General features: G+C 72.0%; 16 protein-coding genes. 5 read left to right on the forward strand and 11 right to left on the reverse strand.

The window, feature by feature from the left end:
• Positions 1-28: 28 nt before the first annotated feature.
• Entirely contained in the window at positions 29-1,834 is a 1,806-nt protein-coding gene (locus ACQPXS_RS14495; protein ID WP_351800613.1) for a bifunctional metallophosphatase/5'-nucleotidase, read from the forward strand.
• A 40-nt stretch (positions 1,835-1,874) separates the two neighbouring features.
• Here ACQPXS_RS14495 and ACQPXS_RS14500 read toward each other — a convergent pair whose 3' ends face one another.
• From ACQPXS_RS14500 to ACQPXS_RS14525, 6 genes are all read right to left on the reverse strand, one after another.
• Complete coding sequence (locus ACQPXS_RS14500) at positions 1,875-3,287, reverse strand: lysine N(6)-hydroxylase/L-ornithine N(5)-oxygenase family protein (protein ID WP_433449601.1); 1,413 nt, start codon at positions 3,285-3,287, stop codon at positions 1,875-1,877.
• Positions 3,284-4,660 (reverse strand): pyridoxal phosphate-dependent decarboxylase family protein, encoded by a 1,377-nt coding sequence (locus tag ACQPXS_RS14505; protein WP_433449602.1) that lies wholly within the window; start codon positions 4,658-4,660, stop codon positions 3,284-3,286. Before ACQPXS_RS14505 ends, ACQPXS_RS14500 begins: the two co-directional genes overlap by 4 nt.
• Positions 4,661-4,800: 140 nt before the next feature.
• Entirely contained in the window at positions 4,801-5,631 is an 831-nt protein-coding gene (locus ACQPXS_RS14510) for an NAD(P)H-binding protein (RefSeq protein ID WP_433449604.1), read from the reverse strand.
• A 111-nt stretch (positions 5,632-5,742) separates the two neighbouring features.
• Positions 5,743-8,256 (reverse strand): aminopeptidase N, encoded by a 2,514-nt coding sequence (gene pepN, locus ACQPXS_RS14515; protein ID WP_433449606.1) that lies wholly within the window; start codon positions 8,254-8,256, stop codon positions 5,743-5,745.
• Positions 8,257-9,179: 923 nt separating this feature from the next.
• A complete protein-coding gene (locus ACQPXS_RS14520; RefSeq protein WP_433449607.1) occupies positions 9,180-9,527 on the reverse strand; it encodes a chorismate mutase in 348 nt (115 codons plus the stop codon).
• A 5-nt stretch (positions 9,528-9,532) separates the two neighbouring features.
• Positions 9,533-10,450 carry a helix-turn-helix domain-containing protein gene (locus ACQPXS_RS14525; protein ID WP_433449608.1) on the reverse strand — a complete coding sequence of 306 codons (918 nt, stop codon included), beginning with the start codon at positions 10,448-10,450 and terminating at the stop codon, positions 9,533-9,535.
• A gap of 98 nt (positions 10,451-10,548) precedes the next feature.
• On the opposite strand from ACQPXS_RS14525, the gene ACQPXS_RS14530 reads away from it, so the two are divergent.
• Both ACQPXS_RS14530 and ACQPXS_RS14535 read left to right on the forward strand, forming a co-directional pair.
• Positions 10,549-12,306 carry a glycoside hydrolase family 35 protein gene (locus ACQPXS_RS14530; protein WP_433449609.1) on the forward strand — a complete coding sequence of 586 codons (1,758 nt, stop codon included), beginning with the start codon at positions 10,549-10,551 and terminating at the stop codon, positions 12,304-12,306.
• A 57-nt stretch (positions 12,307-12,363) separates the two neighbouring features.
• Positions 12,364-13,245, forward strand: a complete 882-nt coding sequence (locus ACQPXS_RS14535; RefSeq protein ID WP_433449610.1) for a hypothetical protein — start codon at positions 12,364-12,366, stop codon at positions 13,243-13,245.
• A gap of 46 nt (positions 13,246-13,291) precedes the next feature.
• On the opposite strand, the gene ACQPXS_RS14540 is transcribed toward ACQPXS_RS14535, so the two are convergent.
• A complete protein-coding gene (locus tag ACQPXS_RS14540) occupies positions 13,292-14,731 on the reverse strand; it encodes an MFS transporter (RefSeq protein WP_365326475.1) in 1,440 nt (479 codons plus the stop codon).
• A 145-nt stretch (positions 14,732-14,876) separates the two neighbouring features.
• Here ACQPXS_RS14540 and ACQPXS_RS14545 point away from each other — a divergent pair, with 145 nt between their 5' ends.
• Entirely contained in the window at positions 14,877-15,359 is a 483-nt protein-coding gene (locus ACQPXS_RS14545) for a MarR family winged helix-turn-helix transcriptional regulator (RefSeq protein ID WP_351800587.1), read from the forward strand.
• Positions 15,360-15,384: 25 nt separating this feature from the next.
• Here ACQPXS_RS14545 and ACQPXS_RS14550 read toward each other — a convergent pair whose 3' ends face one another.
• The gene (locus ACQPXS_RS14550) at positions 15,385-15,996 is read right to left on the reverse strand and encodes a TetR/AcrR family transcriptional regulator (protein WP_351800585.1); all 612 of its coding nucleotides are present in this window, start codon (positions 15,994-15,996) and stop codon (positions 15,385-15,387) included.
• Positions 15,997-16,020: 24 nt separating this feature from the next.
• Positions 16,021-16,746: a VWA domain-containing protein gene (locus tag ACQPXS_RS14555; protein WP_433449611.1), complete on the reverse strand. Its 726-nt coding sequence runs from the start codon at positions 16,744-16,746 to the stop codon at positions 16,021-16,023.
• A 137-nt stretch (positions 16,747-16,883) separates the two neighbouring features.
• Between ACQPXS_RS14555 and ACQPXS_RS14560 the strand changes: the two genes are divergently transcribed.
• Positions 16,884-17,750, forward strand: a complete 867-nt coding sequence (locus ACQPXS_RS14560; RefSeq protein WP_433449612.1) for a rhomboid family intramembrane serine protease — start codon at positions 16,884-16,886, stop codon at positions 17,748-17,750.
• Between the two features lie 845 nt (positions 17,751-18,595).
• Here the strand turns inward: ACQPXS_RS14560 and ACQPXS_RS14565 are convergent.
• Both ACQPXS_RS14565 and gltB read right to left on the reverse strand, forming a co-directional pair.
• Positions 18,596-20,059, reverse strand: coding sequence for a glutamate synthase subunit beta (locus ACQPXS_RS14565; RefSeq protein ID WP_433449613.1), 1,464 nt, complete (start codon positions 20,057-20,059; stop codon positions 18,596-18,598).
• Positions 20,052-24,563: a glutamate synthase large subunit gene (gene gltB, locus ACQPXS_RS14570; protein ID WP_433449615.1), complete on the reverse strand. Its 4,512-nt coding sequence runs from the start codon at positions 24,561-24,563 to the stop codon at positions 20,052-20,054. Before gltB ends, ACQPXS_RS14565 begins: the two co-directional genes overlap by 8 nt.
• Positions 24,564-25,002: the final 439 nt, after the last annotated feature.

The raw sequence follows: 25,002 nt of genomic DNA on the forward strand, positions 1-25,002 counted from the left end.
GTTGACTGATCCACGAGGAGACCATGAGATGCCCTTGAACCGTCGGAAGTTCATCAAGCAGTCCGCCGCCACGGGGGCGGGAGTGGCGATCGCCGGCGCGGCGGCGGCTCCGGCGGCCGAGGCCGCGCAGCCCCGCACGCCCGTTCACCCCGTCAAGCGGTACTCCCTGACCGTCATGGGCACCACCGATCTGCACGGCCATGTCTTCAACTGGGACTACTTCAAGGACGCGGAGTACTCCGACAAGGCCGGGAACGCGATGGGGCTGGCCCGCATCTCGACTCTGGTCGACGAGGTGCGCAGGGAGAAGGGCCGCCGCAACACCCTGCTGCTGGACGCCGGTGACACCATCCAGGGCACTCCGCTGACCTATTACTACGCCAAGGTCGACCCGATCACCGCCGAGGGCGGCCCGGTGCACCCGATGGCGCGGGCGATGAACGCGATCGGGTACGACGCGGCGGCGCTCGGCAACCACGAGTTCAACTACGGCATCGAGACCCTGCGGAAGTTCGAGGAGCAGCTCGACTTCCCGCTGCTCGGCGCCAATGCGGTCGACGCGAAGACCCTGCGGCCCGCCTTCCCGCCGTACGTCATGAAGACGTTCCACGTGCCCGGTGCCAAGCCGGTCAAGGTGGCCGTTCTGGGTCTGACCAACCCGGGCATCGCGATCTGGGACAAGGCCTATGTGCAGGGCAAGTTGGCGTTCCCGGGGCTTGAGGAGCAGGCCGCGCGCTGGGTGCCGAAGCTGAAGTCGATGGGCGCGGACGTGGTCGTGGTGTCCGCGCACTCGGGTACGTCGGGCACCTCGTCGTACGGCGACCAGGTGCCGTACGTGGAGAACGCGGCCGCCGACGTGGCCCGGCAGGTGCCGGGCATCGACGCGATCCTGGTCGGGCACGCGCACGTGGAGATCCCCGAGCTGAAGGTCGTCAACGAGAAGACGGGCAGGACGGTCGTGCTCTCCGAGCCGCTGTGCTACGCCGAGCGGCTCACCCTCTTCGACATCGAGCTGGTCTTCGCCAGGGGCGGGTGGGAGGTCGAGTCGGTCTCCGCGTCGCTGCGCAATTCCAGCACGGTCGCCGACGACCCGGAGATCACCCGGCTGCTGAAGGAGGAGCACGAGAGGGTCGTCGCGTACGTCAACCAGGTGGTGGGCCGGGCCACCGAGACGCTGACCACGGTCGAGGCCCGCTACAAGGACGCCCCGATCATCGACCTGATCACCAAGGTGCAGGAGGACGTGGTCAAGGCGGCCCTCGCGGGCACCTCGTACGCCTCGCTGCCGGTGATCGCCCAGGCCTCGCCGTTCTCCCGGACCTCCGAGATCCCGGCCGGCGATGTGACCATCCGGGATCTGTCGGGTCTGTACGTGTACGACAACACGCTGGTCGCCAAGCTGCTGACGGGGGCTCAGGTGCGGGCGTACCTGGAGTACTCGGCGGAGTACTACGTCCAGACGGCCGCCGGTGCACCCGTCGACGTGGACAAGCTCACCAACGCCGGTGGCCGCCCCGACTACAACTACGACTACGTCTCGGGGCTGTCGTACGACATCGACATCGCCCGGCCGGCCGGGTCCCGGATCAAGAACCTCACCTTCGACGGCGCCCCGCTGGACGACGCCCAGCGGTTCGTCCTCGCGGTGAACAACTACCGGGCGAACGGCGGCGGTGCGTTCCCGCACGTGGCCACCGCGCAGGAGCTGTGGTCGGAGTCCACGGAGATCCGCACCCGGATCGCGGAGTGGGTCACCGCGAAGGGTGTGCTGGACCCGAAGGACTTCGCGTCGGCGGACTGGAAGCTGGTGCGGGACGGCGTGCCGGTGTTCTGATCGCGGAGGTGGCGCGGCGGCGTCGGGCGGCCGCCGCCCGTCACCTTCCCTCGACCAGTGGTGTCAGGCGCGGTGCCTGGCGGGCCTGCGGCATGCGGTGCGGGGGTGCCTCGAGTCCGAACGAGGTGAAGGCGGTTCGTGAGGGCTGCGGGTAGGGCTCCTTTCCGGTGAGGGAGTTGAGGATGGTGGCGCTGCGCCAGGCGGCGAGGCCGAGGTCGGGGGCGCCCACGCCGTGGGTGTGCCGTTCGGCGTTCTGGACGTACACCGAGCCGGTCACGGACGGGTCGAGGACGAGCCGGAACTTCTCGTCGATGCGCGGGCGTTCGCTGCTGTCGCGGCGGATGTAGGGGGCGAGTCCGGCGAGGATGCGGCCGAGCGGGCGTTCCCGGTAGCCGGTGGCGAGGACGACGGCGTCGGTCGTCAGCCGGGAGCGGCTGTCCTGCTGGAGGTGTTCGAGGTGGAGCTCGATCCTGGTGTTGGCGATGCGGCCCGCCGTGCGGACGCGGACGCCCGGGGTGAGGACGGCGTCGGGCCAGCCGCCGTCGAGGGTGCGCCGGTACAGCTCGTCGTGGATGGTGGCGAGGGTGCCGGCGTCGATGCCCTTGTGCAGCTGCCACTGGGCGGCGACCAGCCGGTCCCGGACGGGTTCGGCGAGGGCGTGGAAGTAGCGGGTGTAGTCGGGGGTGAAGTGCTCCAGGCCCAGCTTGGAGTACTCCATCGGCGCGAACGCCTCGCTGCGGCCGATCCAGTGCAGTCTCTCGCGTCCGGCGGGGCGGTGCCGCAGCAGGTCGAGGAAGACCTCGGCGCCGGACTGTCCGGAGCCGACGACGGTGACGTGGTCCGCGGCGAGGATCTCGGCGCGGTGGTCCAGGTAGTCGGCGGCGTGGACGACCGGCACGCCGGGGGCGTCCACCAGGGGCTTGAGCGGATCGGGCACATGGGGCGCGGTGCCGACGCCCAGGACGACGTTGCGCGTGTAGGTACGGCCCAGGGCCTCGGCCTCGCCCTCGGCGTCGAGCTGGGTGAAGTCGACCTCGAACACGTCTCGTTCGGGGTTCCAGCGGACCGCGTCGACCTGGTGGCGGAAGTGCAGCCCGGGCAGGCTCTGCGCGACCCAGCGGCAGTAGGCGTCGTACTCGGCGCGCTGGAGGTGGAAGCGCTCGGCGAAGTAGAAGGGGAAGAGCCGCTCGTGGGCTTTGAGGTAGTTCAGGAAGCTCCACGGGCTGGTCGGGTCGGCGAGGGTCACCAGGTCGGCCAGGAAGGGCACTTGGATGGTGGCGCCGTCGATGAGCAGGCCGGGGTGCCAGTCGAAGCCGGGGCGCTGTTCGTAGAAGACGGCGTCGAGTTCGGCGAGCGGGTGGGCGAGGGCTGCCAGCGAGAGGTTGCACGGGCCGATGCCGATGCCGACCAGGTCGCGGGGGGATGTGGGCTCGTGTCGTGGGGGGTTGGTCATGCGAGGGTGCCTTCTTCGACGAGTTTGAGGAGCTGGGCCAGGTCGTCCGGCCGGGTGTGGGGGTTGAGGAGGGTGGCCTTGAGCCAGAGGCGGCCGTCGAGCCGGGCGCGCCCGAGGACGGCCCGGCCCTCGTGCAGCAGTCTGCGGCGGACGGCGGCGACGGCGTCGTCGGTGGCGTCCGCGGGGCGGAACAGGACGGTGCTGATCACGGGTTGGTCGTACAGCTCGAAGCCGGGGTGTTCCCGGACCAGGGCGGCGAACTCGTGTGCGTGGGCGCAGACCTGGTCGACGAGGGCGCCGAGTCCGGTGCGGCCGAGGGTCTTCAGGGTGACCGCGGTCTTGAGGACGTCGGGGCGGCGCGTGGTGCGCGGGGAGCGGCCGAGCAGGTCGGGGAGTCCGGCGTCGGTGTCGTCGTCGGCGTTCAGATAGTCGGCGCGCTGGTGGAGGACGGCGAGTTCGCCGGGGCGGGCGACGGCGAGGAGGCCGGCGGCGATCGGCTGCCAGCCGAGCTTGTGCAGGTCGAGGGTGACGGTGTGGGCCGCTTCCAGCCCGGCGAGTTTCCTCCGGTGCCGGTCGCTGAAGAGCAGGCCTCCGCCGTAGGCCGCGTCGATGTGCAGGCGGGCGCCGTGCGCGGCGCACAGGCCGGCGATCTCGGGCAGCGGGTCGACGAGGCCGGCGTCGGTGGTGCCGGCGGTGGCGGTGACCAGCAGTGGGCCGGAGAGCGTGGTGAGGGCCTCGTCGAGGGCGGCGAGGTCGAGGGTGCCGCCGGCCGCCGGGACGACGACCGGGTCGGGCAGGCCGAGCAGCCAGGCGGCGCGCGGCAGCGAGTGGTGGGCGTTGGCTCCGCAGACGAGGCGCACGCTGCCGCCGTGCGCCTCGCGGGCGAGCAGCAGGGCGAGCTGGTTGGATTCGGTGCCGCCGGTGGTGACGAGGGCGTCGGCGAGGCCGGCGGCGTGGGCGAGGGCGCGGGTGACCGCGGCCTCCAGGGCGGAGGCGGCCGGTGCCTGGTCCCATGAGTCCAGGGAGGGGTTGAGGGCGCTGACGGCGAGGTCGGCGGCGGTGGCCACGGCGAGCGGCGGGCAGTGCAGATGGGCCGCGCACAGCGGGTCGGCGGGGTCCGCGGCGCCCTCCGCGAGGGCGTGTACGAGGGCGCGGAGGGCGTCGGGGTCGCCGTGGTCCGGGAGTACGTCCCCGAGCACGTCGGCGACGCGCGCGGCGACGGCCTCCGGTCCGCCGGCGGGCAACGGCCCGCCGCGCGCCCGGGCACCGGCCGCGAGCGCGTCGAGGACGGTGCCGAGGAGGGGACGCAGGGCGTCGGGGCCGTGCGGGCCCGAAGCGAGGGGCGGCGTGCGCAGAAGTTCTTCACCGCTCATCGGCTGTCCCTCCGCTCGTGGACCGACCCTGGCTTCCGGCTTTACGGGGCCTTGGGCTTCCAGCTTGTACGGGAAGCGCCCCGTGTGTCCCGAAAGTTCAACGACCGGAACCCGAAAGTGGGTACGGCGCAAGGGCGTGCTCAGGCCTTTGCGCGGAAGTCCTCCGCGTGATCCCGTGCCCACTGGGCGAAGGTCCGGGCGGGGGTGCCGGTGAGTTTCTCCACCGTGCCGGTGATCTCCGGCGGTACGCCGACCGTCTCCTGGAAGGTCCGCAGCAGTCGTTCGAGCATCTGCGGCGGGACGTGCGGGAACAGCTCCGGGCCCGCCTGGCGGGGGGCGGTCTCCACGAACGTCAGCTCCCTGCCGAGGGCCGCGCCGATCGCCGCGACCTGCTCGGCGTTGGTGGTCGCCTCGGGACCGGTCAGCCGGTGCACTGCGCCTTCGTGTCCGCCGTCGAGCAGTACCCGTTCGGCTACGGCCGCGATGTCGTCCTCGTGGATCGGCGCGGAGAGCGCGTTGGCGAAGACCCCGCGGACGGTGTCCCCGGCGCGGACCTGCGGCGCCCACTGCAGGGCGTTGGTGGCGAAGGCGTTCGGGCGCAGGAAGGTCCAGTCGAGCCCGCTGTCGCGGATCTGCCGTTCCACGGTGGCGTGCATGACGTGGATGGGGTGGGTCTCGTCGGCGCCCTCCTGGATGATGCCGCTGGAGAGCAGGACGACGTGCCGCACCCCGTGGGCGCGGGCGGCTCGAAGGAGGTCGGGCGCGCCGGCCTGTGCGTACAGGAAGAGGGCCGTCGCCGCGCCGAACAGGGCGGCCGGGTCGTCCGGACGGAACCGGACCACCTCGGCGCCGGCGGGCAGGGCGGCCCGCTGCGGGTCGCGGGTGAGCGCCCGCACGGGCCGGCCCGCGGCGAGGAGACGGTCGACGAGGGCACGGCCGACGTTGCCGGTCGCGCCGGTCACTACGATCACGGAAGGTGCCTCCGAAGGCTCGGCTGATCGCTTCTGACGGCTCGAGCCTAGGGGGACGACCGGGGCCGCGGCATCGTCGGCAGGGACCAGCCGCGCCCTACGTCGACGGACCTACTCCGCCCGTGCCGCCTGCGCCTCTTGCGTCTCCTCGCCGCGCACCCGCAGGGCGCGGGCCAGGTCGTCGAGGCGGTCGGCGAGGGTGCGGCGCAGGGCCGGGGTGGGGTCGGCGCCCTGCAGACAGGCCTCGCCGAGCCGCAGGTTCTCGGTGTCGACGGCGTGGGCCGGGAAGGCCCAGCGGCCGGCGGCCTGCGCGATGGCGGGCCCGCGCCGGGCGCTGAGGGCGACGGCGTCCGCGTAGAAGCGCGGCACGTACTCCCGTACCAGGTCGGCCTGTTCGGGCTGCCAGAAGCCCTGGGCGGTGGCCGTGAAGAGGTAGTTGGACAGGTCGTCGCCGGCGAACATCGCCTCCCAGGCCGTCCGCTTGGCCTCCGGGTCGGGCAGGGCGGCGCGGCAGCGGGCGGCGCCCTCCTGGCCGGTGGCGCTCGGGTCGCGCTCCAGCTCGGCGGCGATGGCGGCCTCGTTGGTGGCGCCGAGCACGGCGAGCCGGCCGAGGACGCGCCAGCGCAGTTCGGGGTCGAGTTCCGGCCCGCCGGGCACCGTGCCGTCGGCGAGCCAGGCGGCGATGGTGTCGGGGTGGGCGGCCACGCCGATGAGGTGCCGTACGGCGAGCAGCCGCAGGCCGGGGTGGTCGCCGTCCTCGGTGCGCCGCAGCAGGTCGCGGCAGAGGGCGGTGAGGGTCGCCAGGGCGGCCGGGCGGTCCTCGGGCCTGAGGTACTGGTCGGCGATCTGGCCGGAGGCGAAGGCGAGGACGCCCTGGACCAGGGCGAGGTCGGTCTCGCGCGGGAGGTGGGCGCGGGCCGTCTCCAGGTAGGCGGCGGGCGCCAGTTCGCCGTCGCGTACGGCGTCCCTGAGGGCGTTCCAGACGACCGCGCGGGTGAGCGGGTCGGGCAGGCCCGACAGGCCGGTGCGGACCGTCTCGAAGGACTCGGTGTCGAAGCGGATCTTGGCGTAGGTGAGGTCGCCGTCGTTGAGCACGAGCAGCGCGGGGCGCTTGCCGATGGGCTGCGGGTCGGGCTGCGGGACGTCGAGGTCGAGGCGCTCGCGCAGCACCAGCCGGCCCTCGTCGGCGACGTCGTGGTCGTACAGGCCGGCGGTGAGGCGGTGCGGGCGGCTGCCGGTGCGGTCGACGGTCAGCGCGCAGGTGCCGTCGGCGGAGGCGACGACGGGCGTGAGCTTGTCCACGCCCGTGGTGCGCAGCCAGCTGTCGGCCCAGGCGGGCACGTCGCGCTCGGTGGCGGAGGCGAGGGAGTCGATGAAGTCGGCGAGGGTGGCGTTGCCGAACCTGTGCCGGGCGAAGTGGGTGTTGATGCCGGCGAGGAAGTCCTTCTCGCCGAGCCAGGCGGCGAGCTGGCGCAGCGCGGAGGCGCCCTTGGCGTAGGAGATGCCGTCGAAGTTGAGCAGTGCGGAGGCCGTGTCGTCGACCTTCTCGGGGGCGACCGGGTGGGTGGTGGGCCGCTGGTCGGCGTCGTAGCCCCAGGCCTTGCGGGTGACGCCGAACTCGGTCCAGGGGCCGGTGAAGCGGGTCGCCTCGGCGGTGGTCTGGTAGCCCATGTACTCGGCGAAGGACTCGTTCAGCCAGATGTCGTCCCACCACTTGAGGGTGACGAGGTCGCCGAACCACATGTGGGCCATCTCGTGCGCGATGACCATGGCGCGGGTCTCCCGCTCGGCGTCGGTGACGGCGGAGCGGTAGACGAACTCGTCGCGGAAGGTGACCAGGCCCGGGTTCTCCATGGCGCCCGCGTTGAACTCGGGGACGAACGCCTGGTCGTAGGAGTCGAAGGGGTACGGCTCCTCGAACTTCTCGTGGTAGCGGTCGAAGCACGCGCGCGTGACGTCGAGGATCTCCTCGGCGTCGGCCTCCAGGTGGGGGGCGAGGGAGCGGCGGCAGTGGATGCCGAAGGGCAGTCCGCGGTGCTCGGTGCGCACCGAGTGCCAGGGGCCGGCGGCGACGGCGACGAGGTAGGTGGAGATCAGCGGGGTGGGGGCGGCCTGCCAGACGCCGTCGGCGCGCTGCTCGGTGATGCCGTTGGCGAGCACGGTCCAGCCCTCGGGCGCCCTGACGGAGACCTCGAAGACGGCCTTCAGGTCGGGCTGGTCGAAGGCGGCGAGGACACGCTGGACGTCGTCCATGAACATCTGCGTGTAGACGTAGGTCTCGCCGTCGCTCGGGTCGGTGAAGCGGTGCATGCCCTCGCCGGTGCGGGAGTAGCGCATGGCCGCGTCGACGTGCAGCTCGTGCTCCCCGGCGGAGAGGTTCTTCAGCGGCAGCCGGCCGTCGTCGAGCGACTCGGGGTCGAGGGGCTCCCCGTCCAGCGTCACCGCGCGCAACTCGGCGGGCTTCAGCTCCACGAACGTGTCCCCGGCGGACCGCGCGGTGAACCGGATCACGGTGCGGGAGTCGAAGGTCTCGTCCCCGGTCGTGAGGTCCAGTTCGACGGTGTAGCGGTGGACGTCGAGGAGCTGTGCTCGGAGCTGCGCTTCATCGCGCGTGAGTACGGACATGCAGGCCATGCTGCCTGATCGCACCGACAGCGCACAGGGGGCGGACGGCTTCACGGCTTATGTCCGACTCACCGCCCCACCCTGTGCCCGCTACCCCGGCTGCCCCGCCCGGCACACCCCCGACCACCCGTGACCGCACCGCGCTTACTTCTGCACGCCCCCGACCGAACATGACCACGTGACCCGTCCCCAGCCGCTCGCGCCCCGATCCTGAAAGACCCCGCTCGCTCCCACCCATTCCCTCGCCCGGCCCTGCACCGCCGACGCCGCGCTCCGGCCCCGGCCCCTCCGCGCCACGGCCGAGGGGGATCAGACGTCCGCCTCTCAGCCCGCTGCTCCCATCCGGCCCGGCCCCTGGCCGCCCGCGTTGCCACCGACCGTCCCGTCCCCGTCCAGCCGTTCCCCATCCAGCCCCGGCCGCCCGTAGCCAACCCCGAGCCTCCGCGCCACTGCCGGCCGCCGCCGTCGCTCGCCTCTGCCGGCCGGACCGAGGGAGATTGGGCGTCCGCCTCATGGCCCGCTGCTCCCGTCCGGCCCCGGCCGCCCGCGCCGCTCCCGGCCGCCCCGTCCCCGTCCAGCCGTTCCCCATCCAGCCCACGGCCGCCCGCGCCGCATTCCCGCCCGGCCGCCCCGTCCGGCCCCAACCTTCCGCACCGCTGCCGACCACCCCCGTCGGCTCACTCGCCGTTGTCGGCCGGACCGAGGGGATTGGGCGTCCGCCTGCTCGCAGCTCCCGTCCGGTCCGTACCGCTCCGGCCCGAGCCGCCCGCGCCGCTCCCGGCCGCCCCATCCCCGTCCAGCCGTTCCCCATCCAGCCCCCGGCTGCCCGCGCCCCCACTCCCGCCCAGCCGCCCCGTCCAACCCCGACACTCCGTGCCGCTCCCGTCGGCTCACTCGCCGCTGCCGACCGGCACGAAGGGGGATCAAGCGTCCGCTTGCTGCCCGTTCGCGGTGTCCTCGGCGATGCGCTCGTGGTGCCGGATGACCTCGGCGATGATGAAGTTCAGGAACTTCTCGGCGAAGGCCGGGTCGAGCTTGGCGTTCTCGGCGAGGCGGCGCAGCCGGGCGATCTGGCGGGCCTCGCGGGCCGGGTCGGCGGGCGGCAGCTGGTGCACGGCCTTGAGCCGGCCGACCTGCTGGGTGGCCTTGAACCGCTCGGCGAGCAGGTGGACGACGGCCGCGTCGATGTTGTCGATGCTGTCGCGCAGCCGCTCCAGTTCCTGGCGGACCTCAGGGTCCACGTCACCGGTTCCGGTGTTGCTGGTGGTCATGCCGGTCACCCTATGGGTTCCGCGGGCCGCGCCTCGGGGCTGTCCGGAGAGTGGATCATCGGCGGATCGTCCGGGTCCGGGACGCGGTCGCTCCAGCCGCCGGGCACGCTGCGGCCCTGCTGGGCGCGGAAGCGGACCGGGGCGAGGCCCACACGGCGGGTGAACAGCCGGGAGAAGTACGCGGGGTCGTCGTAGCCGACGCGCCGGGCGACGGCGGCGACCGGCAGCTCGGTGGCGGCGAGGAGTTCCTTGGCGCGGCCGAGGCGGATGCCGAGCAGGTAGTCCTTGGGGCTGCAGCCGGCGGCCCGGCGCACGGCACTGCGCAGCTCGGCGGGGGTCATACCGTGCACGCGCGCGTGGTCGGCGACGCTCATCGGCGTGCAGGCGTCCCGCGCGAGCGCCTGGAGCACCTGGTCGCCGTCCGGCGCGAGGTCGGCGTGGGCGCGGCGCAGGGCGACGAGGAGCTCGTGCACGGCGGCGCCGGTCTCCACCTCCAGCAGCGGGTTGCCCCGGCGGGCGGCGCGGGCGATGCGGGCGACCACGGCACGGGGCCCGGAGGCGTCGGAGAGCGGCACGACGGGCCGCTCGGGTTCGATGTAGCCGAGCTCGGTGTACGTCGTGGTGGCGGGCCCGGCGAAGTCGACGAAGCCCTCGTCCCAGCCGGTGTCCGGATCGGGCGCGTAGTGGTGGGGCACGCCGGGGGTGAGCCAGAGCAGCGCGGGCGCGGTGACGGCCGTACGGCGGCCGTCGGCGCCCCGGTGCCAGCCGCGGCCGGAGCTGATCACGACGGCCACGTGGTGGTCGAGGGTGCGCGGGCCGACCGTGGGCAGGGCGCCGTGCTGGAGGCCGACGCCGAGGCAGACCAGGCCGAGGCGGTGGTGGGCGGGGCCGGGGCTGAAGAACCGCATCCAGGTCTGGTACATCGGTGCTCCTCCCGGCGTCGGCGACCGCGGACTTCTGTCCAAGCAGCGACGATCTTCGTCCATGGCGCGGACCGCCGGAAGGGGTGAGGCTGGGGCGCATGAGCGAGTTCACGGTGGGGGAATCCGACTTCCTGCTGGACGGGCGGCCGGTACGGCTGCTGTCCGGGGCACTGCACTACTTCCGGGTGCACGAGGGGCACTGGCGGCACCGGCTGGCGATGCTGCGGGCGATGGGCCTGAACTGCGTGGAGACGTACGTGCCCTGGAACCTGCACTGGCCGGTCCCGGGCGGCTACCGGGACGTGCGGGCGCCCGGCCGGTTCCTGGACGCGGTCCGGGAGGCCGGGATGTGGGCGATCGTACGGCCGGGTCCCTACATCTGCGCCGAGTGGGAGAACGGCGGAGTGCCGCCCTGGGTGACGGGCGAGGGGGGCACGCGCGTGCGCACGCGTGACGAGCGGTATCTGTCCCGCGTGGAGCACTGGTTCCACCACCTGATGCACGAGGTCGTGCCCCGGCAGATCGACCGCGGCGGCCCGGTGATCCTGGTGCAGGTGGAGAACGAGTACGGCAGTTACGGCAGTGACACCGGCTATCTGGAGGCGCTGGCCGGTCTGCTGCGCGCCAAGGGGGTCACGGTCCCGCTGTTCACTTCGGACGGCCCCGAGGACCACATGCTGACCGGCGGTTCGCTGCCCGGGGTGCTCGCCACGGTGAATTTCGGCTCCCACGCGCGCGTGGCCTTCGAGACGCTGCGCCGCCATCGCGCCGAAGGCCCGCTGATGTGCATGGAGTTCTGGTGCGGCTGGTTCGACCACTGGGCCGGCGAGCACGTCGTACGGGACCCCGGGGAGGCCGCCGGGACGCTGCGGGAGATCCTGGAGTGCGGGGCGTCGGTGAACCTCTACATGGCGCACGGCGGCACGAGTTTCGGCGGCTGGGCGGGCGCGAACCGGGGCGGCGGCGAGCTGCACGAGGGCCCGCTGGAGCCGGACGTGACCTCCTACGACTACGACGCCCCGGTGGACGAGTACGGCCGCCCCGCGGAGAAGTTCTGGCGCTTCCGCGAGGTGCTGGCCGAGTACCACTCAGGGCCGCTGCCCGAACCGCCGCCGCCACCCGCCCCGTTGGGCCGCCCGGCGGAGGTGAGCCTCGATGCCTGGGCGCCCTTGGGGGAGGTCCTGGAGGCGCTGGGCGGCGAGGAGACGGTCGCCCCCGTGCCGCCCACCTTCGAGGAACTGCACGTCACCCGGGGCCTGGTGCGCTACGAGGTGGACGTGCCCGGCCCCCGGCAGCCGTACCCGCTCACCCTGCGCGGGCTGCGGGACCTCGCGGTGGTGTACGTCGACGGGGAGCGGGCGGGGGTGCTCACCGAGGAGGAGCCGCGGCTGAAGGAGCCCGTCGCGGGCCCCGCGCGCGTGGAGCTGTGGGTGGAGTCCCTCGGGCGGGTGAACTACGGGCCGCGCTTCGGCGAGGCGAAGGGGATCACCGGCGGCATCCTGCACGAGCGGCAGTATCTGCACGGGGTACGCGCGCGTGGGCTGGATCTGTGCGCGTTCGACGACGGCGTGGACGCGGTGCGGTTCGGCGCGCTGCCGCAGGAGGGCGCGCCGGGGCTGTACCGGGGCACCGTCATGGTCCGCGGGGCCGGGGACGCCCGGCTGGAGCTGCCCGGCCGGACGCGCGGGTTCGTCTGGATCAACGGCTTCAACCTGGGCCGCTACTGGTCGGTGGGGCCCCAGCGGTCCCTGTACGTTCCCGGACCGGTGCTGCGGGAGGGCGGGAACGAGGTGTGGGTGCTGGAGCTGCAGGAGGCCGACCCGGACTGCCCGGCACCCCGCCTGCTGCCGGTGTGACCGGCCCCCGTCCCGCCTACAGTGGAGAGGGGTTCCGGCGTCTTTGGGGGTGCGGACGTGGCGAACGGCGGACCGGTCCAGCACGGCTATCCGCACCTGGAGACGGTGCGGGCCGCCATCACCGCGCTGTACAAGCGGTTGTCCCGCGACACCGTCCAGACCTTCTCCACCAGCGTGGTCCCCGCCGACGTGGCCTTCTGCGACACCGACGACCTGCATCTGGGCGCGCAGCGGGTGGCACGGGAGATCGTGCGGCACTTCCGGCTGCCGGACGCGCGGCTGATCGTCGGCTTCCGGGAGATGACCCATGCGGCGAACGTCGAACTGGCGGCGGGCCCCGAGTACTTCGTGGAACTGAACGACCGTTTCCGCACGCACCGCCGGGACATCGGCGCGGCGCTCGCGCACGAGGTGGCGCACGTGTACCTCCACCGGCTGGACCTCTCCTTTCCGACCACGGCGGAGAACGAGATCCTCACGGACACGGTGACGACGTATCTCGGCGCGGGCTGGCTGCTGCTGGACGCCTTCCGGGAGGACGCGGTCTCCTCGCAGAAGCTCGGTTACCTCACCCCGGAGGAGTTCGGTTACGTCCTGGCCAAGCGGGCGCTGCTCTTCCACGAGGACCCCTCGGTGTGGTTCACCAGCCCGCAGGCCCACGACGCGTACGTCAGGGGACTGGCCCTGGCCCGCCGGGACGAACAGCAGCCGCCGCTGACCGGGGCCGGCTGGGCGGGGCGGCGGCGCTACGCCCACGACCGCCGGCACGTCGCGGGCGTCCAGCCGACGGCGCCCTACGCCTTCTCCCCCGACCCCACCGGCCGGCTCCGCGTCTCCTTCTCCTGCCCTACCTGCCATCAGCGGATCAGGGTGCCGGTGAAGGGGCGGGTACGGGCGCGGTGCGGGTTGTGCCGGACGGTACTGGAGTGCGACACCTAGGTTCACGGCACCACCTGGAGGCTCCGCCCCCAGGTGGTCCGGGGCGTCAGCCGAGCTCCTCGGACGCCGCCCGCCGGGGAAGTGCCGCACACAGCGCCCCGCACACCACGAACGCCCCCACGACCCACGGCATCGCATCCCCCAGCGCCCCGGTCATCCCCGAGGACACCCGCCCGAAGAACACCGTGCCGACCACGGCGGCGCCCAGCGCCCCCCCGAACTGCTGAGCCGTGGAGAAAATCCCGGAGGCCGCGCCGGCCAGCTCCCCCGGCACCGCCGACAGCACCACGTTCACCAGCGGCACCACCAGGAACCCGAGTCCGGCCCCGGCGATCAGCAGCCCCGGCACCAGCGGCCACGCCCCCGCGTGCGCCACCGGCGCGCCGTCGACCACGGACCACACCCAGCCGAAGCCGCCCGCCATCAGCAGCGCGCCCGCGCCGAGCACCAGCCGCCCGTACCGTACGGCGAGCCCGTCGGCGGCGGGCGCGGTGAGGAAGCCGCCGGCCGAGAACGCGACCGTCACCAGCCCGGCCTGCATCGGCGTGTACCGCTCACCGGCCTGCAGCCAGACCGCGAAGACCAGGAAGAAGCCCTGCATGCCGACGGAGAACAGCAGTTGGACGAGTACGCCCACGGAGAACGCGGGGAGCCGGAAGGCGCGGGCGGGCAGCAGCGGCACGGTCCCGGGCCGGTGGCGTCGCGCCTCGTACACGCCGAGCCCCACCACGGTCACGACACCCGTGCCGAGGCAGCCCCAGCCCCACAGCGGCCAGCCGTTCTCCCGGCCCTGCACCAGCGGCAGCACGATCGCGACCAGGCCGCCGGCCAGCAGCAGGCTGCCCAGGACGTCCGGCCGGCCCGCCGACCGCTCGCGCGTGGCCGGGACCAGCAGCAGCCCGCCGGCGAAGGTCGCCACGGCCACCGGCACGTTCACCAGGAATACCGAGCGCCAGCCCCAGCCGAACAGATCGGCGTCCGTGAGCACCCCGCCGAGCAGCAGCCCGACGGCGGAGGCGAACCCGGCGACGGCGCCGTACATCCCGAAGGCGGCCCCGCGTTCCCTGCCCTGGAAGAGGGTGCGGAACGATCCGATCACCTGCGGCACCAGCACGGCGGCGAGGACGCCCTGCACCGCCCGTGCGGCGATCAGCTGTCCCGGTGACTGGGCGATCCCGCAGGCGAGGCTCGCCAGCCCGAAACCGGCGGTGCCGGCGAGGAAGAGCGGGCGGCGGCCGATGCGGTCGCCGAGGTGACCGGAGACGATCAGGGCGGCGGCGAAGCCCAGCAGATAGGCCGAGACGACCCACTGCAGATCGCTCGCCGAGGCGTGCAGGTCCCGGCTGATCGAGGGCACGGCCACGTTGACGATCGTGCCGTCCAGCAGGTCCATAAGCGCCGCGATCATCATCACGACGGCGGCCGCCCAGCGGCGGGGATGCGGTTCCGCCACGGGGGCGGAGGGTTCGGTGAGCGTTGCGGACATGGAGGTCTCCTCAGCTCCTTGGCAACGGATCCCGGAAGGGAGAACCGAGATTTATTTCGTTCGAGCTAACGAAATACTTGCACCGGCACCTCCGCCTCCGCAAGTCCTTAGTTCGACCGAACGAAATTTTTGTTAGCCTTGAGGCATGGCCAAGGCAGACGAGAAGCGGGACGAGGCGGCGCGGTCCGAGACGCTGGCGCAGCTCATGGAGGTGGGCCGGACCCACAGCGGGGTCACGGTCATGTTCCACTCGGCCGTAGCCGCCAAGCAGGGGCTGAACGCGACCGAGGAGAAGACCCTCGACCTCCTCCAGCGGCAGGGCCCGCTCACCGCGAAGGACCTCGCCGGGCTGACCGGCCTCGCCCCCGCCTCCGTCACCGGGCTGCTCGACCGGCTGGAGGCCAAGGGTTTCGTGCGCAGGGTGAAACACCCGACGGACAAGCGCCGGGTGCTGGTCGAGCTGAACCAGGAGAAGATCGCCGAGCTCGCCGTGTTCTTCGAGGACTGGGCGCGGGATGTCGTCGAGGCCTGCGAGGAGTTCAGCACGGACGAGCTGCGGACCGTCGTCCGCTTCCTGTCCGTCATGAGCGACCGCCAGCGCGCCGCCGCGGCCCGCCTGACCGGCTGACGCGCGCTCCGGTTCCTGCGGCGCGCTATGCGCGTACGGCGATCCCGTCCAGCACCATCGACAGATACTGGCGGGCGATCTCCTCGGGGCTGTGCCCGCCGCCGGGCCGGTACCAGGAGGCGGCGACCCACACGGTGTCGCGCACGAACCGGTAGGTGAGGCGGACGTCGAGGTCGGCGCGGAAGACGTGCTCGGCGACCCCGCGTTCCAGCGTGCCGAGCCATGCCTTCTCGAACCGTGCCTGCGACTCGGCGAGGAACGCGAACCGCTCCTGGGCGACGAGCTGCCTGCTCTCCTTCTGGTAGATCGCGACGGCGGCGCGGTGCCGGTCGATCTCCCGGAAGGACTCGGTGACGAGCGCCTCCAGCGTCTCGCGGGGGCCGAGTCCGGAGCCGAGGACGGTGTCGTAGCCGTCCCACAGCTCGTCCAGGAAGGTCCGCAGGATCTCCTCGAGCATCGACTCCTTGGAGTCGAAGTGGTAGTACAGGCTGCCCGCGAGCATCCCGGCGTGGTCGGCGATCCTGCGGACGGTGGTGGCGTTGTAGCCGTGCTCGGCGAAGACCTCGGCGGCGACGCCGAGGAGTTCACCGCGCCGGGCCGCCGCCGCGGTCACCTGAGGCTTCTTCTTGGTCGGCACGACACCCATTGTTTCAAACGCTTGTTAGGGAGTCCGTACGACGCCCGCGGCACGTGCGGCCCTCAGCCAGTGCGGGAACTCGCCGACGAGACGGTCGTACAGGTCGGCGTCGCGGACGCGCCGCGGGTCCTGGCCGGCGTGGAAGAAGCCGGCGTTGTCCAGGATCCGCCTGTCCGGCACGGCCAGCTCGTCCAGCTTCCGCAGGAACTCGAACTGCCGGCTGCCCGGGTCGCCGAAGCCGACGAACTGCCAGAACAGCGGGAGCTTCGCCGCCTTGCACAGATAGCGTTCGGCGGCGAGCTTGTTGATCGGGCCGCCGTCGGTCTGGAAGACGACCAGGGCGGGGTCGGTGGCGCCGCTGTCCAGGTAGTGGTCGATGACGGCGTCCATGGCCAGGTGGTAGCTGGTCTTGCCCATGTGCCCGAGCCGGGCCACGATCCGCTCGATCCGGCCCTCGTGGTCGTCGAGGGCGATGTCGGTGACCGCGTCGACGTCCGTGGAGAAGAACACCACCGGCACCCGGCCGTCGTCGTCCAGGTGCGCGGACAGGCCCAGCACCCGGTCGGCGAGCGTCTGCACGCTGCCGTCCTTGTAGTACGGCTTCATCGAGCCGGAGTAGTCGACCACCAGGTAGACCGCGGCGCGCAGCCCGGCCAGGCCGTGCTTGGTGAGCGACACGCCCGCCGACTTGTAGGCGCCGACGAGCGCGGGCGCGGTCTCCTCCACCTTGTCGAGACTGATCGCGGCCATGGATCCCCCCACAGGCTTTTCGGGAAGCTTATGTGATCACTGGGCCCTGTTGTCGCTCCTGTCACAGCAGTTCGCTATTTTGTTCGCCGCCGTCCCCACCGGCTCATCCCGTCCCGACCTTCCTCAAGGAGCCGGCCGTGACCGCCGAGTCCGCCGTCACCACCTGCTTTCGCCATCCCAAGGTGGAGTCCCACGTCCGCTGCACCCGTTGCGACCGCTACATCTGCCCGGACTGCATGCGCGAAGCGGCCGTCGGCCACCAGTGCGTGGAGTGCGTGAAGGAGGGCGCGCGGTCCGTCCGGCAGGCGCGCACGGCGTTCGGCGGCCGGATCAGCGCGGTGCCGCTGGTGACGTACGTCCTCATCGGGCTCAACGTGCTCGCGTATCTGGCCGAGTTGGCGCGGCCGTCCATCGAGGACCGCTTCGCGATGCTCGGTACGGTGCCCGCGGGCTACCTCCCCCAGGGCGTCGCGCACGGCGAGTGGTACCGGCTGCTGACCGGCGCGTTCCTGCATCTGACGCCCGGCGAGGGCACGTTCGGCATCACGCACATCCTGTTCAACATGTTCGCGCTGTGGAACGTCGGCCGGGTGGTCGAGGCACAGCTGGGCCGGGTCCGCTATCTCGCGCTGTACCTGCTGTCGGCGCTGGGCGGCTCAGTGCTGGTGCTGCTGCTCGCCCCGACGTCCTCCACCGTCGGCGCGTCCGGCGCGATCTTCGGCCTGGGGGCGGCGTACTACGTGATGGGCCGCCGCCTCGGCTACGACATGCGGGCGGTCAACCAGTACATGGGCGGGCTGCTGGCATGGCTGGTGATCTCCGCCTGGCTGACCTCCTGGCAGGCCCACCTCGGCGGTCTGCTCGCGGGCGGAGTGGTGACGCTGGCCTACGCGTACGCGCCCCGCGACGGCCGGCGCACGCCGGTCCAGGCGGGGGTGTGCGTGGCGGTGCTGGCACTGCTGCTGGTGCTCACTTGGATGAAGGTGACCTCGCTGACGGCCTGAGCGGGCGCGGGAAAACCAGGTGTCCGCCCCGCGGGGCCGACCGTACGCTGCCGGCCATGCCTGAGCACCCGTGGTTCGTCGTCGAACCCGACGCCGACGACGAGTTCGAGTTCACCGACGCCGAGCGGGCCTTCGCGGCCGCGCTGCGGGAGCGCACCGTCGGCTGGGCCTCGGCCGGGGTCGGCGGAGAGCTCGGGCGGACGGACGCGTGGGATTCGCTGGTGGCCTGTCTGTCCTTCGGCGATCCCCGGGGGCCGGCTCCGTCTGCTCTACGCCGGTGTCCACTTCACCGGAGACCGGGTCCGCGGAGACCGTCTGCACAACCAGCTGTTCACCCTGACCGACCGCCCCTCCGGCTGGGGTCTGGAGACCACCGGCACCGTCGAGGAACTGGCCGACCGCTCCGCGCGGTGGTTCCGTACGGTGCTGGACAAGCCCGCCGTGCTGTACGTCTGGCTGAACGCCGACCGGTACGCCTACGCGGCACGGTTCGCCTTCGCCGACGACGACCAGACGATCAGCCAGCTGTACCGCGAGGATCTGGCGCCGCCGGGGCAGTCGGAGGAGCTGATCGCGGCCGGGCATGTGCACGGCCGCGGCTGGATCCAGACCGCCGGCCTGCCCACACCCACGCTGTACCAGCAATCCGCGGCGATCTGGGCAGGGCCGTGCTGCCGTCCGGAGCGCGGGCCCTCACCCGGCGCGGCGCGCTCACCGGCGTCTGGTACGAGTAGGCACGGCCCGCGGAAAGGCAACGACGCCTGCCCAGGCGTCCGGTCGGGGACAGGGGCAGGCGTCGTCTGGTGTTCCGTACGCCGTTGTACGGGACGCTTTTCGGGGTGCCGTCAGACCGCCAGGGCGCGGTCCGTCGGGCGGATCGGGGCCGGCAGGTCGCTGGCACCGGTCAGGAACCGGTCGACGCCGCGGGCGGCCGAGCGGCCCTCCGCGATCGCCCACACGATGAGGGACTGGCCGCGGCCGGCGTCACCGGCGACGAACACACCCGGCACGTTGGTCTGGAAGTCGGCGTCGCGGGCGATGTTACCGCGTTCGTCGAGGTCCAGGCCGAACTGCTCCACCAGGCCGTTCTCCCGGTCGGTGCCGGTGAAGCCCATGGCGAGGGTGACCAGCTGGGCCGGGATCTTGCGCTCGGTGCCCGGCTTGGAGGTCAGCTTGCCGTCCACGAACTCCACCTCGGTGAGGTGCAGCCACTGCACGTTGCCGCCCTCGTCGCCCTCGAAGTGGGTGGTGGAGGCGGAGTAGATCCGCTCGCCGCCCTCCTCGTGGGCCGAGGTGACCTTGTACAGGATCGGGAACGTCGGCCAGGGCTGGTTGGTCGGGTGCCGCTCGTCGTTCGGGCGGGGCATGATCTCCAGCTGGGTGACGGAGGCCGCGCCCTGCCGGTGGGCGGTGCCCACGCAGTCCGCGCCGGTGTCACCGCCGCCGATGACCACGACGTGCTTGCCCTCGGCCGAGATCGGCGCGGTGACGTAGTCGCCCTCCTGCACCTTGTTCGCCAGCGGCAGGTACTCCATGGCCTGGTAGATGCCCTTGAGCTCGCGGCCCGGCACCGGCAGGTCACGGGCGGTCGTGGCACCGGCGGCGATCACGATCGCGTCGTACCGCTTCTTCAGGTCGCGGGCGTTGATGTCGCGGCCGATCTCCACACCGGTGCGGAAGCGGGTGCCCTCCGCGCGCATCTGCTCGATACGGCGGTTGATGTGCCGCTTCTCCATCTTGAACTCGGGGATGCCGTATCGGAGGAGGCCTCCGATGCGGTCCGCGCGCTCGTAGACGGCGACCGTGTGGCCGGCCCGGGTCAGCTGCTGGGCGGCGGCCAGGCCCGACGGGCCGGAGCCGATCACCGCGACCGTCTTGCCGGACAGGCGCTCGGGGATCTGCGGGGCGACGGTGCCCGCGTCCCACGCCTTGTCGATGATCGAGACCTCGACGTTCTTGATGGTGACCGGCGGCTGGTTGATGCCGAGCACACACGCCGACTCACAGGGCGCCGGGCAGAGGCGACCGGTGAACTCCGGGAAGTTGTTGGTCGCGTGCAGCCGCTCGGACGCGGCCGTCCAGTCCTCGCGGTAGGCGTAGTCGTTCCACTCGGGGATCAGGTTCCCCAGCGGGCAGCCGTTGTGGCAGAACGGGATGCCGCAGTCCATGCACCGGCTGGCCTGCTTGCTGATGATCGGCAGCAGGGAGCCGGGAACGTAGACCTCGTTCCAGTCCTTGACACGCTCACCGACGGGACGGGTCTTGGCGACCTCGCGGCCGTGGTTCAGGAAGCCCTTCGGGTCAGCCATTGATCGCCGCCTCCATCATCTTCTCGGTGATCTCGGTCTCGGAGAGACCGGCTCGCTCGGCGGCGTCCTTGGCGGCGAGCACTGCCTTGTACGTGCTGGGGATGATCTTGCTGAACCGCTCCACGGCCTGCTCCCAGTCGGCGAGCAGCTTCTCGGCGACCGTCGAGCCGGTCTCCTCGGCGTGGCGGCGCACCACGTCGTGCAGCCACTGCTTGTCCGCCGCGTCCAGCGCCTCGACGGACTCGACGTTGCCGGCGTTGACGTTGTCGCGGTCGAGGTCGATGACGTAGGCGATACCGCCGGACATGCCCGCCGCGAAGTTGCGGCCGGTCGGCCCGAGGACGACCGCGCGACCGCCGGTCATGTACTCGCAGCCGTGGTCGCCCACGCCCTCGGAGACGACCAGCGCGCCGGAGTTGCGCACGCAGAACCGCTCACCGGTACGGCCGCGCAGGAACAGCTCGCCCCCGGTGGCGCCGTAGCCGATGGTGTTGCCCGCGATGGTCGAGTACTCGGCGAGGTGGTCGGCGGCCCGGTCCGGGCGGACGACGATACGGCCGCCGGACAGGCCCTTGCCGACGTAGTCGTTGGCGTCGCCCTCCAGGCGCAGCGTGACGCCGCGCGGCAGGAACGCGCCGAAGGACTGGCCGGCCGAGCCGGTGAAGGTGATGTCGATGGTGTCGTCGGGCAGGCCCGCGCCACCGAACTTCTTCGTCACCTCGTGGCCGAGCATGGTGCCGACCGTGCGGTTGATGTTGCGGATGGCGACCTGGGCGCGCACCGGCTGGGCCTCGGTCGCGTCGTTCGCGGCCAGGGCGTCGGCGGCGAGCTTGATCAGCTCGTTGTCCAGCGCCTTCTCCAGGCCGTGGTCCTGCTCGATCAGCCGGTGGCGGACCGCGCCCTCGGGGAGGTCGGGCACGTGGAACAGCGGCTCCAGGTCCAGGCCCTGTGCCTTCCAGTGGTCGACGGCACGCTCGACGTCCAGCACCTCGGCGTGGCCGACGGCCTCCTCGATGGAGCGGAAGCCCAGCTCGGCCAGCAGCTCGCGGACCTCCTCGGCGATGAACTGGAAGAAGTTCACCACGTACTCGGCCTTGCCGGAGAAGCGGTCGCGCAGGGTCGGGTTCTGCGTGGCGATGCCGACCGGGCAGGTGTCCAGGTGGCAGACGCGCATCATCACGCAGCCGGAGACGACGAGCGGCGCGGTCGCGAAACCGAACTCCTCGGCGCCGAGCAGCGCGGCGATGACCACGTCACGGCCGGTCTTGAGCTGGCCGTCCGTCTGCACCACGATCCGGTCGCGCAGGCCGTTGAGCAGCAGGGTCTGCTGGGTCTCGGCGAGGCCGAGCTCCCAGGGGCCGCCGGCGTGCTTCAGCGAGGTGAGCGGCGAGGCGCCCGTACCGCCGTCGTGACCGGAGATCAGGACGACGTCCGCGTGTGCCTTGGAGACACCCGCGGCGACCGTGCCGACGCCGACCTCGGAGACCAGCTTGACGTGAATCCGCGCCTGCGGGTTCGCGTTCTTCAGGTCGTGGATCAGCTGGGCCAGGTCCTCGATGGAGTAGATGTCGTGGTGCGGCGGCGGGGAGATCAGGCCGACACCCGGCGTCGAGTGACGCGTCTTGGCGACCCACGGGTAGACCTTGTGGCCGGGCAGCTGGCCGCCCTCGCCGGGCTTGGCGCCCTGGGCCATCTTGATCTGGATGTCGTCGGCGTTGACCAGGTACTCGGAGGTCACGCCGAAGCGGCCGGAGGCGACCTGCTTGATGGCGCTGCGCCGCGCGGGGTCGTACAGGCGCTCCGGGTCCTCGCCGCCCTCACCGGTGTTGGACTTGCCGCCCAGCTGGTTCATGGCGATGGCGAGGGTCTCGTGCGCCTCCTTGGAGATGGAGCCGTACGACATGGCGCCGGTGGAGAAGCGCTTGACGATCTCGGAGACCGGCTCGACCTCGTCGACGGAGATCGGCTGCCGGTCCGACTTGAAGCCGAAGAGCCCGCGGAGCGTCATGAGGCGCTCGGACTGCTCGTTCACCCGGTCCGTGTACTTCTTGAAGACGTCGTAGCGGCCGGTGCGCGTGGAGTGCTGCAGGCGGAAGACCGTCTCCGGGTCGAACAGGTGCGGCTCACCCTCGCGGCGCCACTGGTACTCGCCGCCGATCTCCAGCGCGCGGTGCGCCGGGGCGATGCCGGAGGCCGGGTAGGCCTTGGCGTGGCGGGCGGCGACCTCCTGGGCGATGACGTCGATGCCGACGCCGCCGATCTTGGTGGCGGTGCCGTTGAAGTACTTCTCGACGAAGGCCTCGTCCAGACCGACGGCCTCGAAGACCTGGGCGCCGCGGTAGGAGGCGACGGTGGAGATGCCCATCTTCGACATGACCTTCAGCACGCCCTTGCCGAGGGCGTAGATCAGGTTCTTGATGGCCTTCTCCGGCTCCAGGCCGCTCAGGAAGGTGCCGGCGCGCAGCAGGTCCTCGACCGACTCCATCGCCAGGTACGGGTTGACGGCGGCGGCGCCGTAGCCGATCAGCAGGGCGACGTGGTGGACCTCGCGGACGTCACCGGCCTCGACCAGCAGGCCCACGTGGGTGCGCTGCTTGGTGCGGATGAGGTGGTGGTGGACGGCCGCGGTGAGCAGCAGCGACGGGATCGGCGCGTGCTCGGCGTCCGAGTGGCGGTCCGACAGGACGATCAGCCGGGCGCCGTTCTCGATCGCCGCGTCGGCCTCGGCGCAGATCTCCGCGATGCGCGCGGCGAGCGCGTCACCGCCGCCGGAGACCCGGTACAGGCCGGAGAGGGTCGCGGCCTTGAAGCCGGGCATGTCGCCGTCGGCGTTGATGTGGATGAGCTTGGCCAGCTCGTCGTTGTCGATCACCGGGAAGGGCAGGGTGACCGAGCGGCAGGAGGCGGCCGTCGGGTCGAGCAGGTTGCCCTCGGGGCCCAGCGACGAGCGCAGGGAGGTGACCAGCTCCTCGCGGATCGCGTCCAGCGGCGGGTTGGTGACCTGCGCGAACAGCTGGGTGAAGTAGTCGAAGAGCAGCCGCGGGCGCTCGGAGAGAGCGGCGATCGGGCTGTCCGTACCCATCGAGCCGATCGGCTCGGCGCCGGTGCGGGCCATCGGGGCGAGGATGACGCGCAGCTCCTCCTCGGTGTACCCGAAGGTCTGCTGGCGGCGGGTGACCGAGGCGTGGGTGTGGACGATGTGCTCGCGCTCGGGCAGGTCGACCAGCTCGATCTCACCGGCCTCCAGCCACTCGGCGTACGGCTTCTCGGACGCGAGGGTCGCCTTGATCTCGTCGTCCTCGATGATGCGGTGCTCGGCGGTGTCGACGAGGAACATCTTGCCGGGCTGCAGGCGGCCCTTGCGGACGACCTTGGCCGGGTCGATGTCGAGGACGCCGACCTCGGAGCCGAGGACGACGAGGCCGTCGTCGGTGACCCAGTAGCGGCCGGGGCGCAGGCCGTTGCGGTCGAGCACGGCGCCGACCTGGGTGCCGTCGGTGAAGGTGACACAGGCGGGGCCGTCCCAGGGCTCCATCATCGTGGAGTGGTAGCCGTAGAAGGCGCGCCGGGCCGGGTCCATGGAGTCGTGGTTCTCCCACGCCTCCGGGATCATCATCAGCACCGAGTGCGGCAGCGAACGGCCGCCCAGGTGCAGCAGTTCGAGGACCTCGTCGAAGGAGGCGGAGTCGGAGGCGTCCGGCGTGCAGACCGGGAAGATCCGCTCCAGCTTCTCCTGCGGCCCGAACAGGTCGGACGCCAGCTGGGACTCGCGGGCGCGCATCCAGTTGCGGTTGCCCTTGACGGTGTTGATCTCACCGTTGTGCGCGACGAAGCGGTACGGGTGGGCGAGCGGCCACGACGGGAAGGTGTTCGTGGAGAACCGGGAGTGCACCAGCGCGATCGCGGAGGCGAAGCGGCGGTCGGACAGGTCCGGGAAGAAGGGCTCCAGCTGGCCGGTGGTCAGCATGCCCTTGTACACGATCGTGCGCGCGGAGAGCGACGGGAAGTAGACACCGGCCTCGCGCTCGGCGCGCTTGCGCAGCACGAAGGCCTTGCGGTCCAGCGCGATGCCCTCGCTGGTGCCGTCACTGACGAAGATCTGCCGGAACACCGGCATGGTGGAGCGGGCGGTGGCGCCCAGCAGCTCCGGGGCGACCGGAACCTCACGCCAGCCGAGGACGGTGAGGTCCTCCTCGTCGGCGATCGTCTCGATGCGCGAGACGGCGTCCTCGGTCCCCTCGGTCGGCAGGAAGGCGATACCGACGGCGTACGAGCCGGCGGCGGGCAGTTCGAATCCGGCCACCTCGCGGAAGAAGGCGTCGGGCACCTGGCAGAGGAGACCCGCGCCGTCGCCCGAGTCGGGCTCGGAGCCGGTGGCACCGCGGTGCTCCAGGTTGCGCAGGACGGTGAGCGCCTGCTCGACCAGGGTGTGGGACGCCTCGCCGGTGAGGGTGGCGACGAAACCGACGCCACAGGCGTCGTGTTCGTTGCGGGGGTCGTACATACCCTGCGCAGCAGGGCGAGCATCCATGAACGACCAGTTCTGGCCATTCGCGGAATGCTGGGACGGCTGGCGCGGCGTACGCATCGGCTCTCCCGTCGTCGTCATGAGGCATGTGGCAAGTGCCGAGGGACGACGTTGGCCCTCTGCGTGATCTCAAAATTTCGTGCAGGTTACATGATGGGGCGGATCCCGGGAAGCGGATAGACCGTTCCAACATGCGGACGCCACGGGGTCCGTGGCGAAGGTGCCGCGCGTGGCGGCGGGGCCCCGCGTGACGGCGGGTGTGCCGCGCGGTGGCGGCGAAGTGTGTGGGGGACCGTACGGACGCGATCGGTCGGATCGGCGGCCGGCGGCCCGGTGGGGGGCGGGGGGAGCGGCTTCACTCACCCCACGGGGGTGCGGTAGGCGTCATTGCCCACAGCGCTTACGGCTCATGCCC

Source organism: Streptomyces sp. CA-142005 (assembly GCF_050942335.1).
In the GTDB taxonomy this organism is placed as follows: domain Bacteria; phylum Actinomycetota; class Actinomycetes; order Streptomycetales; family Streptomycetaceae; genus Streptomyces.